This is a genomic window from Lysinibacillus sp. NPDC093210 (assembly GCF_044753985.1).
GTDB lineage: Bacteria > Bacillota > Bacilli > Bacillales_A > Planococcaceae > Lysinibacillus.
In genome coordinates this window covers 354,302-370,159 of the sequence record NZ_JBIVOE010000003.1, presented here as the reverse complement: position 1 = coordinate 370,159, position 15,858 = coordinate 354,302, and the positions used below count along the sequence as shown (strand labels likewise).

Below are 15,858 nucleotides of genomic sequence, written 5' to 3'. Positions count from 1 at the left end.
TGGCTTGTCCACCGCTATATAAAGTTGATTAAGTTTGAGTAGGGTACTTATTAAGGTTAGTGAACAACTAGATTGGAGCTGAAGTAAATGAAGAAAAAAATTGGATTTATTGGACTTGGAATTATGGGTGCGCCCATGGCACGTAACCTTTTGAAAAAAGGTAACGAGGTTACAGTGTTTGACCTGAATACAATAGCGGTTGAAACGCTCGCTAAAGAGGGTGCATACGCAGCTACCTCTGGAAAGGAAGTAGCCTTAACAAATGATGTTGTGATTACAATGTTACCGGAAGGGAGACATGTTCACCAAGCCATCTTCGGTCAACAAGGGGTAATGGAAGGTGCATGTGAAGGCATGGTAATCATCGACATGAGTTCAGTTACACCAGCTGAATCGATAGAAATGTGCAAACTTACTACAAAACAAGGGGTTCACTTCCTTGATGCGCCAGTCAGTGGTGGTGAGCCAAAAGCTATCGATGGATCTCTGACAATTATGGTTGGTGGAAAAGAAGAAGTATTTGAAAGTGTAAAAGACATACTTGGAGCTATGGGCAATACGATAGTACTTGTCGGTGACTCAGGGAGCGGAACTACAGCAAAGCTTGCTAATCAAATTATCGTAAACTTAAATATTGCGGCTTTATCTGAAGCACTTGTGTTTGCTACAAAAGCCGGTATTAATGTGGAGAAAATGTATCAGGCAATTCGCGGTGGTCTTGCAGGAAGTACCGTAATGGATGCAAAAATACCAATGATACTTGACCGGAATTTTAAAGCAGGTGGGCGTGTCGACATTAATCTTAAAGATATAAATAATGTGATGCATACTGCTCATGAGCTAGCTGTTCCACTTCCGTTATCAGCTCAGCTCTTAGAAATTTTCTATTCTTTAAAAGCTAATGGAATGGAAACCTTTGATCATGCAAGTATTGTCCAACACTATGAGAAATTAGCAAATGTTGAAGTTTCAAGAGAGGTGCGATAAATGGTAGCGAGAAAAGCATCGGAACTATTATCTGGCCTTATTGAACCAAGTGGGGAGCAAATTCAGATGAAATTGGAGGATGCGCGAAAAGGGTTTTACCATAAAATCGTTATTCTTGATGATGACCCAACAGGTGTACAAACCGTTCACGGTGTTTCTGTTTATACTGATTGGACTGAAAAAAGCATTAAGCAAGGATTCCGGGAACAGAATCAAATTTTTTTTCTGCTAACAAACTCCCGCAGTTTTACCGCTGAGGAAACAGCGATTGTTCATCGGGATATAGCTCGCCGAGTGCATGAGGTTTCTTTACAAGAAGGAATTCCTTATCTACTGGTTAGCCGCGGGGATTCTACATTGCGTGGTCATTACCCGCTAGAGACGGAAACAATGAAAAACACGATTGAAGACATTTCAGATACTGAGTTTGATGGGGAAATTGTTATTCCTTTCTTTAAAGAAGGCGGTCGGTTAACAATCGATAATATTCATTATGTGCAGAATGGAGAGGAACTCGTTCCAGCTGGTGAAACCGAATTTGCTAAAGACCGAACTTTTAGCTATTGTTCATCGCATCTAGGCGAATGGATTGAAGAAAAAACAAATGGTGTTTATACAAAGGAAGACACAATTTATATCAGTATTGAAGCACTACGTTCGCTAAATATTGAAGCAATAAAAGCGCAATTGATGGAAGCTGAAAATTTCAAAAAAGTCGTCGTGAATGCAATTGCCTACATCGATGTTCAAGTGTTTATGATTGCCTTGCTCCATGTCGTGAAAGAGGGAAAAATATTTATTTTTCGAAGTGCCGCTTCCTTAACAAAAGTACTTGGAGGCATTGCAGATAAGCCATTATTATCAAGGTCAGAGCTTATTTCGGAAGAGGCGACAAATGGAGGACTTGTCGTTGTAGGCTCACATGTTCAAAAAACAACAGATCAATTATATGCCCTTCTTGATAGTGGTCTTGTCACAGGGGTAGAGTTTAATGTACATCTTGTACACGATGAGGAGCAATTTCTACAGGAAGTTCTACGTGTTCGTACTACGTGCGAGGAGCTAATCACTGCCGGAAAATCCGTTGTGTATTACACTCGTCGAGAGAGACTGGACTTAGGAGAGAATCAAGGAGAAAATGAACTTCAACTGTCTGTTAAAATTTCACAAGCAGTGACGAGTATTGTCAAAGACTTAAAGGTACGACCGAAGTACATAGTTGCAAAAGGTGGAATCACTTCTTCAAGCGTAGGAACAGTCGGACTATCAGTTAAGCGAGCGGAAGTAGTAGGTCAAATTAAACCGGGTGTTCCAGTATGGCTAACAGGAGAAGAAAGCAAGTTTCCTGCTTTCTCTTTCATCATCTTCCCTGGCAATGTGGGAACAACAAACACGTTAAAAGAAGTTATTGAAGTATTAGAAGGGAAGTAAAGAAACCATTTATTAACCATTAATAAAAAGATAGACCGGGATTCCTTACCACTAATAAAGGAGTTTCGGTTTTTCTTTTGGTGATGACTAGGTTGAGAGAAAGTTTGCTAAAATAATTGTTGGTTACATGAAAAAATAAGAAAAAAGCCCTAAATAACCGAGGTAGTGAGTAGATTCCTTCTTGTAAATCCGTTAGCTGGGAGTAGTTTGTCATGAAAACGATTATACAGGCAATTTGTTGTTCGCTATTTATTCATATACTATCTTTTTCGCTATTTTGAGATGGCCATATATTATAATGATTTTCGAAAGGGTTAATCTAGGGGGAGGATATGTAGTTGAAAAGCATACTAATGTGATGGTTGTTTTTATAGGTTCCCCCATAGTTTTTTTCTGCACCTCGTTTTTGGGGATAGCACTAGTAAGTGGTTTTATAATTATAAAGACTGGTTTTTTAAGTTCAAATTCTTCCATATGTAAATGTTGCCATAAAAAAACCTCCAATCTACTTACTATACGCGTAAGCTAGACTGGAGGTTTCACTATTATTAGTTAGAAATAATTTTACCGGATAGTGCACGTTTTTCTTGCTCTGGATCGAATTCATTTTCCATCTTTGATACAACTACTGTCGCTACACCGTTACCTATTAAGTTAGTAACAGCGCGTGCCTCTGACATAAAACGATCGACACCAATTAACAGGGCTATACCCTCTACAGGAATCATAGGGAATGCAGCGAGTGTTGCAGCAAGCGTAATAAAGCCTGAGCCTGTTACACCAGCAGCTCCTTTAGACGTTAACATTAAAATAGCAAGTAAAGTAAGCTGATGCCAAATATCTAAATCAACCCCATAAGCTTGTGCGATAAAAATAGCCGCCATTGATAGGTAAATGGAAGTGCCGTCCAGATTAAAGGAATAACCTGTTGGAATAACAAGACCTACAACTTGTTTTGAACAACCGTAATTTTCTAATTTGCGCATCATCGAAGGGAGCGCAGATTCAGAAGAAGATGTACCGATAACGATAAAAATTTCATCTTTAATATATTTAATGAATTTAAAAATACTAAAGCCGAAGAAGCGAGTAATTAAACCAATAACGACAACGATAAATATGAACATTGTAATATAGACAGATAACATTAAGAAACCTAAGTTCCCAAGTGATTTTATACCGAAGTTCCCGATTGTGTAACTCATAGCACCAAATGCACCAATTGGGGAAATTTTCATCACCATATTCACAATTTTAAAGAAAATATCTGCTACATGCTCGAAAAATTTGATAACAGGTTTAGCGGGTTCACCTATAGCCGCTGCTGCTAAACCGAATAATACAGCTGAAAATAAAACAGGTAATAACTCGCCATTAGCAAGTGCACCGACAACATTATCTGGGATAATTTGCATTATAAATGCCCCAAATCCATGCTCAGCAGCAGCAGCTTGCTCTGTATATTGTGAAACATCCGCAGCATTTGCTGCATCTGTATTAAATCCTTTACCAGGCTGAATGATATTAACAATAAGTAAGCCAATCGCAAGTGCGAAAGTCGAGACAATTTCAAAATAAATTAATGCCTTACCACCAATTTTACCGACCTTTTTCACATCACCCATGCTACCAATCCCGATAACAACAGTTAAGAAAATAATAGGTGCAATTAGCATTTTAATTAATTTAATAAAAATATCGGCTAATATTTTTAAGCTAGCACCGAACTCTGGGAATGCAGCACCAACAATAATACCGAGTATAATTGCAATTAGCACTTGTACCGTTAAGTTTTTAAAATTTATCCGCATAATACTTCCCCCTAAAAAAATGTGAACTTTGTGAACGCTTTCATGGGGTTATCATAGCTGAAATTTTCCGACAATAGGTTTTATGGCCGTAAAGTTTCTATTGTTCATTTTGTTCATTTTTCATTTGATTAGTTAGAAAGTTAGTAATATCAATGGTTTGCGGCTGTTTTATAGTAGAATGCAATTTCTCTAAGCTATTATAATACAAAAGAAAAAATCCCCACATAAAGTGAGGATGTATTCTTAATGACCAAAAGTTTTAAGGAGATACAATCTTTTGGATTTCAGGTAATACATTATGCTGTTTAACATTGGCACGATAGAAGTCATAGACAGGTGCAAGTTTTTCTTGAAAGCGTTGACGTTCCTCGTCACTCATCGTATAAATTTCAAAATCGGCTTCTTGTTGTAGTTTTCGTAGATCATTGTCGTTCATTAACACAGCCTGCTTAAATTGCCATTCAGTTGTTTCTTTCATGGCATCCATTAGCTGCTTTTGAACTTTTGGTGATAAATTATCCCAAAATTTTTCATTCATTAAAACTGAATAGCCTAAAATCCCATGGTTTGTTAACGTCATATTTTTTTGTACTTTGTAAAAGCCCTTTGAAAAAATATTAGAGGCCGTATTTTCTTGTGCATCGATTGCATGTGTTTCTAAGTCAGTAAAAACTTCGCTGAAGGAAATCGGGACAGGCGTAGCACTGACTAAGCTAAATTGCTTTTCAAGCGTTTTACTTGGCATTGTGCGTATACGTAACCCTTGTAAATCTTCAAATGTATGAATTGGATGCTCAGCTGTTAACTGTTTAAAGCCATTGTGCCAAAAGCCGAGACCCCGTACATTAAAAGGCTTTAACTCATCCAATAATTGTTCACCGATTGGGCCTGTAAGTACCTTATGAACTTCATCATCTGTATGAAAAAGATAAGGTAGGTCAAGCACTTGCCAATCTGGTACATAGGAAGTCATTTTAGAAAAAGTAGGAATGATAATCTCGACTTTCCCATCTTGTAAAGCTTTAAATTCATTTTCATCGTTAAATAACGAGGCATTTGGATAAACATGCACTTTTACCTTCCCATTTGTCTTTTCCTCTACAAGTTCAGCAAATTTCGTTGCAGCTTGACCTTTTGGTGTATTTTCAGCTACAACATGACTCAAATGTATCGTAATTTGTGTATCTAGGCCTTTTTGTTCGTCATCATAGGGAAGCGTTTTCGAAAATAATATTCCTTGCTGTATACTAAATACAATGGTTAAAATCAAAACGGTTGCAATCGTTCCAATAATAAATTTTTTCATATTCTACACCCAATTGATTCGTATTTTCACATGTTTTTGTTATTCTAACATAAGGAGTAAGCTAAAATATAGTAAGAGGGAGGCAATGATCTTGAAATTTCAGAAGTTATCGATGAAGGGCAAAATCATGTCTCTTACTTTTTTTATACTTTTGTTGTCTTTTAGTATAGGTGGAACGTTTTTGCTTGGGTTTGTTATGAACGAACAAAAAGAAAAGCTGGCAGAACAGGCATTACTTGTTGCAAAAACTGTCTCTCAGCTACCAGAAATGAAAACTGCTATTGCCAATCGTGATTTTACAGAAGCGACCAAACATATTAATCCTGTTGTGGAAGAAATACGTGATATTAATGGGGCGCAGTATATAGTTGTGCTCGATATGCAGCAACGAAAATATTCCCATCCAAATGAGGAGGAAATCGGCACCATCTCACAATCAGGGGATTTAAACGCTGCATTTTCTGAGCATTATTATACATCCATTGCACATGGTGAACGTGGAGATATGGTACGCGCTTTCGTACCAATTATGACTGAGAATGGACGTCAAATTGGTGTTGTGATCGTAGGCTATAGTGTATTAACTGTTAGCGAGCTTCTATTATCTATCCAAAAAGAGCTAATGATTACAGTAGCATTATCTCTATTATTTAGTGCATGGGGTGCACACACATTAGGTCGTCATATGAAAAAGCAAATGTTTGGATTAGAGCCACATGAAATTGCTAAAATGTATGTGGAACGCACTGAAACTTTTAATGCTATGCATGAAGGGATTATTGCAATTGATACTGAATTGACGATTACAATTTTTAATGAAAAAGCATGTGATATATTAGGTGTAGCAGAACGGCCGTCTTCGTTAATTGGGAAGAAAATTTTTGAGGTGTTACCAGATACTCGTTTACCCGAAATATTAGCGTTAGATCGTCCTATCTATAATCGTGAACTTTATATAAATGATCATAGTATTATGAGTAATCGTATCCCTATACAAGTCAATGGTGAAACCGTTGGTGCTGTAGCGATGTTTAAGGATCGGACAGAGGTGAAGAAATTAGCCGAGGAATTAACCGGTGTTAAGGCGTTCGTCCAGGCATTACGTGTACAAACGCATGAACATAAAAATAAATTGCATACGATTGCTGGTCTTTTACAGCTTGGCCATCATGATCAAGCACTTTCCTATTTAACACAAGTAAAGGAAGAGCATGATGAAATCACTAATTTTTTAAATGAGCGCATTAAAAATGAAAATATTTCGGGGTTATTACTTAGTAAAATTGCTCATGCGAAAGAGCATGGAATTACATTAGAAATAGACCGAGCTAGTCGACTCACAACATTTCCGAAAAATTTAGATCATCATGATTTTGTCATCTTATTTGGGAATTTAATTGAAAATGCATTTGATGCATTAAAAGATAGTCCAGTTGAAGAGAAGATTGTTCATATTTCAGTAGATGAAGATGATGATGTACTGGCTATTTTAGTAACAGATAACGGAGTCGGCATGACGGAAGCGGTAAAGGCACAAATTTTTGATAATGGCTATTCAACAAAAGAAAAAAAGGGTCGAGGTATCGGACTGTATTTAATAAAAGAAATTGTGCAAAAAGGTCAAGGTGAAATTGAGGTAATAAGTGAACCAAGAAAAGGGACAAGCTTTTTATTAACATTTTATCATCCTTAGTGTTTTGATTTTTCACTCTATAATGGACATGGTACGAAAACATCCACTTCGTAACTCATCAGAAATAAGTATGTTGAATTCACATTTTAGAGGAGAGTTGTATTCGATTGTATGGAGGGCTAGACAGTGACGCAAATAAACGTGTTATTAGTAGAGGATGATCCAATGGTGCGGGAGGTAAACCGTCAATTCATTGAAAAAGTTGCAGGATTTAATGTAATAGGGCAAGCATCGAACGGCGTAGAGGGAATAGACAAAATCCGTACGCTACGACCTGATTTAGTGTTTATGGATATTTTCATGCCTGAGCAAGACGGTATAACAAGCTTACGAAAAATACGTGAACTCAAAATTCCTGTCGATGTTATTACTGTAACAGCAGCTAATGATATGGAAACGGTCAAACAAGTTTTGCATCTTGGTGTCTTTGATTATGTAATGAAACCATTTTCGTTTGAGCGAGTGCAAGGAACGTTAGAAAACTACATTCGATTTAAGCAACAAATGCAAATAGAACGGGAGCTAACGCAAGGAGAGCTCGATCAGTTATTCCATTATCATAATGGAGAGGGAAAGGCTGTAGCACCAATTGAGGAGAAAACTGAAAAAAGTTTGCCAAAGGGTTTTAATCGAGCGACCCTAGAGAAAGTGGTGCATTATTTGCAATCGGTAGATGGTGCATCGGCAGAAGATGTTGCAAGTGGAGTAGGTATTGCACGGGTGACAGCAAGACGATACTTAGATTTTTTAGAAAAGCAAAAGGAAATAACGATGGATGTACATTACGGTGGCATTGGTCGTCCTATTAATTATTATTTTAGTAAATAATGAAAATGTAGGTAAATACTATAGTTGATTTCCATTACGCGTAGAATAGTCTGCAACCTTCGCTAACCTCGCGAAATGCCCACGTCTTACGTTGCATGCGTTCCCATAGAAGTCGCCGCCATTCACTTCAAGCAACTCAACACGTTGTCGTTGAATACTATTAAATATATATAAATGATAAAATGCATCAAGCTAAACAGCTTGATGCATTTTGTCGTACACTCACTCGATTATCTGATGAACAATAGGGTACTTTTCAAATTGCCTTGGGTCGGTTGAAATTAATAAGGCATAATTTTATCGACTGGCTTAGGCGTTTTTATTTTTGGTAAAATTTTATCAAGGGTAACTGTGCGTTGGATACTATGCGTTGTTTCGTCATTTTCATCAAATTGCTCAAGGAAATTAATAACCTCTTTCACAATAGGTGTTGGTGTTGATGCACCTGCTGTGACTGCAACCGTATTAATTCCTTTTAACCAATCAATTTTAAGCTCAGAAACGTCTGCAATACGATAAGAAGGTGTACCTGCAATTTCTACTGATACTTGTGTTAGACGGTTCGAGTTATTAGATTTTGGATCCCCAACAACAATTAATAAATCTGCTTCCCCTGCTTGCTTCGCAACGGCCTCTTGACGAACTTGTGTTGCTAAACAAATTTCTTTATGAACTTCAATATGTGGGAATTTTTCTTTTAAACTATCCATTAAATGAGCAACATCCCATTGACTCATAGTCGTCTGGTTCGTTACTAGCAATTTATCATTTGTTAAGTTTAATGCATCAATATCCGTTGAAGATTGTACTAAATGAACATGGTCTGGCGCAACACCGATTGCACCCTCTGGCTCTGGATGACCTTTCTTACCAATATAAATAATATCGTAGCCTTCAGCTGATTTTTCACGAATTAAATCGTGTGTTACTGTTACGTCAGGACATGTAGCATCAATGGATACTAGGCCTTTGCGTTTCGCAATTTCACGAATTTCAGGTGAAACACCATGCGCCGTGAAAATAACAGTGCCAGTTTCAACCTGTTCTATAATTTCTAAGCGATTATCGCCGTCTAGTGTAATGATACCATCTTCTTCAAAGGCATCTGTAACATGTTTATTGTGCACAATCATCCCTAAAATGTAGATAGGTCTTGGTAATGTTTTATCGAGTGCGGCGTTACGTGCAATGACCATCGCATCAACAACACCGTAGCAATAGCCACGTGGATTAATTTTTAATACTTGCATGGTTGTGACTCCTTTCAAGCTTACCTACCTACATTATAACGGACAGGCACGGCGAATACAAAGAAACCTTCACTCCATAGGTGGCTGGAAAATACGCGGCTTGGATGGAATTGGTTCTCGTGGGGTAGGCGTCGCATTTTTTTGTGTTGAACGTCTACCTTTAGAGGAGCCTGCTACCTTACTTGCTGCCACTGCATCTGTTGCAGCAGCTGCCACACCTGCTGCCGCTCCAGCTGCTGGGAGTCCCTGAAAACCTTTATACAGTTTTAAGAGAGAAGGGATGTTTTTCACCATCGGCATTGCTTGTTGGATATAAGGGGTATACGTTTTGGCAGAGTTAAATAAACTATTTGCTTGTTGTAAAAATGAACCGATTTTGGAAGGTTCCTGTACGGGTGGCGTCGGCATTTGCCCTCCGAATGCCCCCCTCATTCCACCAGACATTGGAAAGCCACCTGGAATTCGTGGTTGAGGATAACCTCCAGGCGGGTAAAAGGACTGTGGTGGCATCTGAGGAGGTGTTGGCATCCGCATTTGCGGGGGCATTTGCGCCGGCATTTGCATGCCACCCGGATACATAGGGTATTGATAAGGTGGTCTAAATACCATAATGATCTCCTTTCATTGTATGCTTTTCATTGATGACATACCTGATTATAGATATGATATGCAGACGCTGATGTTAGCGTTCGACAAATGCTAATTCCTGAACAATTGAAAGGGCTCCTATGTGCGCGTTCATCTTAAGATATGAAAGTCACGATAGAATGGATTATCGGGTAAAGAAAATTCTTAAAAAATACAAAACATTTACATTAGCAAGCGTATAATATTTTGATAATTTGGGCTTAGTAAGGTAAAAAGAATTGTTTTATTTTGACATCGGTATATGAAAGGTCTTCTGCTGCTGAAAAGTCGGATTGCCTTCTACAATTGAGTAACAGGTGGCAACAATTCAGGAAATTAACACTGTTTCAAAATCGCTAAGGGAGGAAGCATTCTATGTGAAAGAAGAAATTAATAAATTCAAGGCATGGCTCCATAGAGGAGGAACCATGCGTACAGACCTTTCCTTATTCATCATCATTAACTCGTAGCATTCTATATCCAACACGAACGTGAGTCTGTATATACTTTGGTTGTGATGGATTATCTTCTATTTTCTTTCGAAGAGTTGCCATAAATACACGAAGACTTGGAACATCTGACTGAAGAGCATTTTGCCAAATCTCCTTCAATAAAAAATTATGTGTAAGTACTTTGCCAACGTGCTTGGATAGCACGACTAAAAGTTTATACTCGATAGGAGTCAAGTGCACTTCCACACAATTAACAAACACGGTGTTTGCCAAGTAATGAATTTCTAAATGACCGTTAACAAACACTGCAGACTCAGCTTCAAGCTGATGTTCGCTACTAGTTCTTCGTAATGCTACACGTATACGGGCAAGGAGCTCCTCCACGCTAAAAGGTTTTGTGACATAGTCATCTGCACCAGCATCTAAAGCGTTAATTTTATCGAATTCTTCACCACGGGCACTAACAACAATAATAGGTGTTTGGGTCCAACCGCGTATTTTATTGATAAAGTCTATCCCGTCCATATCTGGTAAGCCTAAATCGAGGATAATGACATTAGGATTCAATGAAATAGCTTTTTGCAAGGCACTAGTACCATCTTGTGCAATATCGAATTCATAGTGCTGAGTAGTTAAGGTCATTCTAATTAAATTGCCGATTGCTACATCATCTTCTACGACTAAAATCCGCTTATTCATTTATATTGACAACTCCTTTTTTTAAAGTAAAACGAAAGATGGTTCCAGTCGGATAGTTATCTGCAACTTCTAATTCACTGTCATGTAATTTTAAAATTGTTTGACATAATGCTAACCCTAAACCTAAACCCCTTCGACTATCACTACGCTGTACTTTGCCCGTTATAAACGGCTCAAACAGTTTTTCTTTTAAGGAATCGTCAATACCTGGCCCATTATCAGTGATACTAATGTCAACAAACTTGCCTCTATCTTTTGCAATGAAAGAGATGTCACTACCTGCGGGTGTATAGGTTAGTGCATTATCTATAATATTTATAATTACTTGAATCATAAGGCGTGCATCCATCAATGCCATTACTAAATCAGGCTCTACATGATAAGAAATGTTATGTGTATTGTCACGTGGAGTAACATGCAGTAACGCCTCTTGAATAATATCCTCCACTAGCTCTAACTGCATCTCTAATGCAAATTGTCCATCTTCTAACATCGAAACTGCCAGAAGGTTTTCAACCATCTGAACAAGCCATTTTGAGTTTTTATATATATCTTCGTATAATCGTGTTTTTTCGATTTCGGGAATATGAGCTTTATTTGTTAACAGTATATCTGCATTCCCTGAAATAGTTGTAAGCGGTGTTCGTAAATCGTGTGAGATGGCACGCAAAAGATTAGCTCTCATTTGTTCAAGTTCCGCTTCCCTTGCAACTTGCTCATTTAAACTTTGCAAATACCATTTATCGAGAGCAAATGAAAAATCATTCATAATGGCATGTAAAATATTGCGCTCAAATGCGGGTAGAGGTGCTTGCTTAGAAAGAGCAATTCCTACAATGCCCTTAACGCTCCCATTTGAAATAACAGGTAAATAATAGCCGTTCACTTCAGGGAATATATCTGTTGATACGCCAGCAAAATGTTTATTATTAATAACCCAATGTATGACACCTAATTCATTTGTATCTTTAAAAAGTGATGCTACTTTTGTGTTCTCCATATTAGATAGACTTGTAGTTGAGAAAAAAATAGTGTTTGTAATTATTTTCTGTTCTATTTCAAAAAATTGAACAGGTTTTTCTACTAATTTAACAATTTGTGTCATGCCTTCAGTAATGATTTCTTCAATAGATTTGGCATGTTGTAATTTTCGATTTGTTTCTAGTAAAACTTCCATCCGATAAGATTTACGAACAGCCATGATGGCCTGCTCTTTTATCTTTTTGGTTAAGCTACTTGTGATGATGCCAGAGAAAAACATAATCAAAAAAGTAATAGGATAGTCCCGATGATATGCTTCAAGGGAAAATCGTGGTTCAGTGAATAAAAAGTTGAATAGAAGTACAGCTACTGCAGAGCTAATAATGTTCATCAGCCATCCGGACGACCATATCGCTAGAATTAACACATTGAGAATATAAATCGTAATAATATTGGATTCGCTGACTCCTATAGTAAAGAAAAATAAAGCTAAAAAAGAACCCAAGATAAACACTGCCGCCATTTTTAACAAATCCAACCATTCAATAGTTAGTCGATTTCGAACGCCAGTAGGAAAATACAATTGTTCATTTTCTTGGTCTGGAACAATATGAATCGTTAAATTCGGCGCGAATTCATTGAGTCGGTCACTGATTTTCGGATGCGGCAGCCACCATTTCTTTTTCAAAGCAGTTCTGCCAAGTACTAGTTTTGTGACCCCACTTAATTGTGCATAATTTGCTAGGGCAGCTGCGACATCATTCTCTTGAACGATTACGACATGGCCTCCAAGTTGCTCTGTCAATTTAATATGTTGTTGCAATCTTTCAGCATTCGCTTCATTAAATCGACTCTCTTGCACCTTTTGTACATAAAGCGCAGTGAATTTGCCATGTAATGCTTGGGCAAGTCTTGCGGCAGTGCGGATAACTTTTGCATTTGTTGGAGAGCTACTAATACCAACTAAAATATGCTCCTCAATTTTTTTCGTTTGCCTAATCGATTCGCTATCGTTTACGTGTTTGTAATTAATCGTATCGGCAGTCCTGCGTAGGGCAATTTCCCGAAGTGCAACTAAATTTTGTTTTCGAAAAAAAGATGCTAATGCTTTTTCAGCTTGTTGTTTGTGATAGATTTTGCCTTCTTTTAAGCGTTGAATTAACTCATCAGGCTCAATATCCACAATTTTGATAAGTGCTGCTTGATCAATTAAATAATCAGGAATGCGTTCTCGCACTTGTACCCCCGTAATTTCTTCTACCATATCATGAAGACTTTCAATATGTTGAATATTTACAGTTGTATATACATGGATACCTTTTGCAAGTAGTTCTTCTACATCACCAAACCTTTTTGTATGTCGCATAAGTGGCACATTTGTATGTGCCAACTCATCGATTAGTACAATATCTGGTTTGCGTTGCAATACTGCATCTATATCTAATTCTTGAAAGTTTCTCCCTTTATAATGAATATTTCTAGTCGGTATTTGCTCAAGACCGTCGAGTAAGGCTAATGTATCTGGCCGTGGATGTGGCTCTATATAGCCAATTACTACGTCTTTGCCAAGTTTTTTTGCTAGATGGGCTGCATCTAACATGGCATACGTTTTACCTACACCAGCAGCATAACCGATAAAAATCTTCAGTCTACCTACAGTTGCTTGCTCCTGTTGAATCCTTGCTAAAAACTCTTCTGGAGTGGGGCGCTCATTTTCCATCATCCTTCACCTCATTTGTATTATAGCGTTATCTGACATTAAGAAAGTGTAAAGATTTAACCTCTTTATTGTTTCTTAATATAAAAAGCGATTTCCTAACACTACATTAATTTCAAAGTCAGTATGATGAAAACATCAAATGGAGGGAATGGTGATGTGAATTGATGGACTTTTATATGATTGGCTTATTAATCATTAGTTTCGCCAGTCTATATGCGTTAACAATTTGGTGCTATAAGTTAGTCGATGAGTAGGGGGGATGAATATGGGGATTGTTATTGGAATTATACTTATCTTACTTTTTGGATATTTAGGGTACGCCCTCTTATATCCAGAAAATTATTAATAGGATGCAGGAGGAATAGAGTATGTGGCAAATAGCCATCGTTTGTATTATTTATTTACCGCTTGTTATCCTAACGGGCCATTATCTTTTTCATGTAACGATGCATAGAAAAACATGGCTCGATCCAGTGATGGATAAAGTAGATGATGTCATTTATAAACTATGTGGCATAAAACAAGTGGATATGAGCGGAAGACAATACGTGCTGTCGTTAATTATTTCGAATGCTTTTATGGTGTTCATTGGATATATGCTATTGCGCATTCAATCTTTTCTGTTGTTAAACCCTAATGAAATTGAAAATATGGAGGCAACGCTATCCTTTAATACGATTATTTCGTTTATGACAAACACAAATCTGCAGCATTATAGTGGTGAATCTGGTTTAAGTTATTTATCGCAAATGCTCGTCATTATTTTTATGATGTTCACATCAGCAGCGACAGGCTATGCAGCTTGTATGGCGTTCTGTCGACGGTTAGTGGCGAAAAGTGATACTTTAGGCAATTTTTATGTAGATTTTGTACGTGTGATCACACGTGTATTAATGCCCATTTCAATTGTAGTTGCCATTATTTTAGTATCGCAAGGTTCGCCTCAAACATTAAGTGCGAATAAAACCGTCCAAACGATCGAAGGCAAGATGCAAGATATCGCACTTGGACCTGTTGCATCGCTAGAATCGATTAAACATGTTGGTACAAATGGAGGTGGCTTTAATGGAGCCAATTCCACGACTCCTTTTGAAAACCCCTCAGCTATATCCAACATCGTAGAAATGCTATCTATGATGTTGTTACCAGGGGCTTGTGTTATAGCATTTGGCTTAATGGTTGCTTATAGAAAAAAGAAGGCGATAGTTGGTAAGCAAGGGCTAGCAATTTTTAGTGCCATGAGTATGCTGTTTCTAATTGGTCTAGTAACAGTGTACATAGCTGAGCGTGCTGGAAATCCACTTATTAGTGAGCTAGGTCTTACACAGCAACTGGGCAGTATGGAAGGTAAAGAAATGCGCTTTGGTATAGCACAATCGGCTCTTTTTACTGCTGTCACAACTGCTTTTACAACTGGCTCTGTCAATAATATGCATGATACTTTAACACCGCTTGGTGGACTTGTGCCAATGTTTAACATGATGGTAAACGTTGTATTCGGTGGTAAAGGCGTTGGGCTAATGAACATGATGATGTATGTGCTACTGACGATTTTTATAGCGTGTTTAATGATAGGTCGCACTCCGCAATTTTTAGGGAAGAAAATTGAGGAAAAGGAAATGAAGCTTATAGCGCTTTGTATTTTAATTCATCCTGCCATCATCCTGCTATTTTCTGGGCTTGCTGTTGCTACGACAGCAGGAGTGGCGGGCATAACAAATCCAGGGGCGCATGGTTTATCGCAAGTACTATATGAATTTGCCTCTGCCTCTGCCAACAATGGCTCCGGCTTTGAGGGATTAGCCGATAACTCGACATTTTGGAATGTATCGACAGGACTAGCGATGTTTTTCGGACGTTATTTAACAATCATAATTCAATTGGCAATTGCTTCGTTACTTGCTAAAAAAATGTTGCATAGCGATTCTATCGGAACATTGAAAACAGATACTTCGATGTTTACATTTTTGCTTGTTGGAATTGTACTGATGATTGGCGCATTGACATTCTTACCAGCATTGGCACTTGGTCCAATTACAGAGCATTTACAAATACATTCCTAACGAGGAGAGA

11 protein-coding genes are annotated in these 15,858 nt (G+C 37.8%); 5 read left to right on the top strand and 6 right to left on the bottom strand.

The features are described 5' to 3' along the window. The first annotated feature begins 87 nt into the window (after positions 1-87). Entirely contained in the window at positions 88-987 is a 900-nt protein-coding gene (garR, locus tag ACIP9C_RS11035; RefSeq protein WP_401010501.1) for a 2-hydroxy-3-oxopropionate reductase, read from the top strand. Further along, entirely contained in the window at positions 988-2,418 is a 1,431-nt protein-coding gene (locus ACIP9C_RS11030; RefSeq protein ID WP_401010499.1) for a four-carbon acid sugar kinase family protein, read from the top strand. A 548-nt stretch (positions 2,419-2,966) separates the two neighbouring features. Here ACIP9C_RS11030 and ACIP9C_RS11025 read toward each other — a convergent pair. Together ACIP9C_RS11025 and ACIP9C_RS11020 are read right to left on the bottom strand one after the other, a co-directional pair. Next, the gene (locus ACIP9C_RS11025; RefSeq protein WP_401010497.1) at positions 2,967-4,229 is read right to left on the bottom strand and encodes a dicarboxylate/amino acid:cation symporter; all 1,263 of its coding nucleotides are present in this window, start codon (positions 4,227-4,229) and stop codon (positions 2,967-2,969) included. Positions 4,230-4,488: 259 nt separating this feature from the next. After that, a complete protein-coding gene (locus tag ACIP9C_RS11020) occupies positions 4,489-5,535 on the bottom strand; it encodes a TRAP transporter substrate-binding protein (protein WP_401010495.1) in 1,047 nt (348 codons plus the stop codon). A 112-nt stretch (positions 5,536-5,647) separates the two neighbouring features. Between ACIP9C_RS11020 and ACIP9C_RS11015 the strand changes: the two genes are divergently transcribed. Together ACIP9C_RS11015 and ACIP9C_RS11010 are read left to right on the top strand one after the other, a co-directional pair. Continuing rightward, on the top strand, positions 5,648-7,228 hold the full coding sequence (locus ACIP9C_RS11015) for an ATP-binding protein (RefSeq protein ID WP_401010686.1): 1,581 nt from the start codon (positions 5,648-5,650) through the stop codon (positions 7,226-7,228). 126 nt (positions 7,229-7,354) lie between these two features. Then, positions 7,355-8,056, top strand: a complete 702-nt coding sequence (locus tag ACIP9C_RS11010) for a response regulator (RefSeq protein WP_401010493.1) — start codon at positions 7,355-7,357, stop codon at positions 8,054-8,056. 281 nt (positions 8,057-8,337) lie between these two features. Here ACIP9C_RS11010 and ACIP9C_RS11005 read toward each other — a convergent pair whose 3' ends face one another. From ACIP9C_RS11005 to ACIP9C_RS10990, 4 genes are all read right to left on the bottom strand, one after another. Then, complete coding sequence (locus ACIP9C_RS11005; RefSeq protein WP_401010491.1) at positions 8,338-9,306, bottom strand: 4-hydroxy-3-methylbut-2-enyl diphosphate reductase; 969 nt, start codon at positions 9,304-9,306, stop codon at positions 8,338-8,340. Between the two features lie 69 nt (positions 9,307-9,375). Beyond that, entirely contained in the window at positions 9,376-9,915 is a 540-nt protein-coding gene (gene vrrA / locus ACIP9C_RS11000) for a VrrA/YqfQ family protein (protein WP_401010489.1), read from the bottom strand. 464 nt (positions 9,916-10,379) lie between these two features. Further along, entirely contained in the window at positions 10,380-11,084 is a 705-nt protein-coding gene (locus ACIP9C_RS10995; protein ID WP_401010487.1) for a response regulator transcription factor, read from the bottom strand. Further along, positions 11,077-13,788, bottom strand: a complete 2,712-nt coding sequence (locus ACIP9C_RS10990) for an ATP-binding protein (protein WP_401010485.1) — start codon at positions 13,786-13,788, stop codon at positions 11,077-11,079. Before ACIP9C_RS10990 ends, ACIP9C_RS10995 begins: the two co-directional genes overlap by 8 nt. A gap of 365 nt (positions 13,789-14,153) precedes the next feature. Here ACIP9C_RS10990 and kdpA point away from each other — a divergent pair, with 365 nt between their 5' ends. Next, positions 14,154-15,848 (top strand): potassium-transporting ATPase subunit KdpA, encoded by a 1,695-nt coding sequence (gene kdpA / locus ACIP9C_RS10985; protein WP_401010483.1) that lies wholly within the window; start codon positions 14,154-14,156, stop codon positions 15,846-15,848. Positions 15,849-15,858 lie beyond the last annotated feature (10 nt).

Coding starts and splice junctions, on each gene's coding strand:
- kdpA (WP_401010483.1), top strand. CDS start 14,154: ATGTGGCAAATAGCCATCGTTTGTATTATTTATTTACCGCTTGTTATC.
- ACIP9C_RS11005 (WP_401010491.1), bottom strand. CDS start 9,306: ATGCAAGTATTAAAAATTAATCCACGTGGCTATTGCTACGGTGTTGTT.
- ACIP9C_RS11015 (WP_401010686.1), top strand. CDS start 5,648: ATGAAGGGCAAAATCATGTCTCTTACTTTTTTTATACTTTTGTTGTCT.
- ACIP9C_RS11025 (WP_401010497.1), bottom strand. CDS start 4,229: ATGCGGATAAATTTTAAAAACTTAACGGTACAAGTGCTAATTGCAATT.
- vrrA (WP_401010489.1), bottom strand. CDS start 9,915: ATGGTATTTAGACCACCTTATCAATACCCTATGTATCCGGGTGGCATG.
- ACIP9C_RS10990 (WP_401010485.1), bottom strand. CDS start 13,788: ATGATGGAAAATGAGCGCCCCACTCCAGAAGAGTTTTTAGCAAGGATT.
- ACIP9C_RS11030 (WP_401010499.1), top strand. CDS start 988: ATGGTAGCGAGAAAAGCATCGGAACTATTATCTGGCCTTATTGAACCA.
- garR (WP_401010501.1), top strand. CDS start 88: ATGAAGAAAAAAATTGGATTTATTGGACTTGGAATTATGGGTGCGCCC.
- ACIP9C_RS11020 (WP_401010495.1), bottom strand. CDS start 5,535: ATGAAAAAATTTATTATTGGAACGATTGCAACCGTTTTGATTTTAACC.
- ACIP9C_RS10995 (WP_401010487.1), bottom strand. CDS start 11,084: ATGAATAAGCGGATTTTAGTCGTAGAAGATGATGTAGCAATCGGCAAT.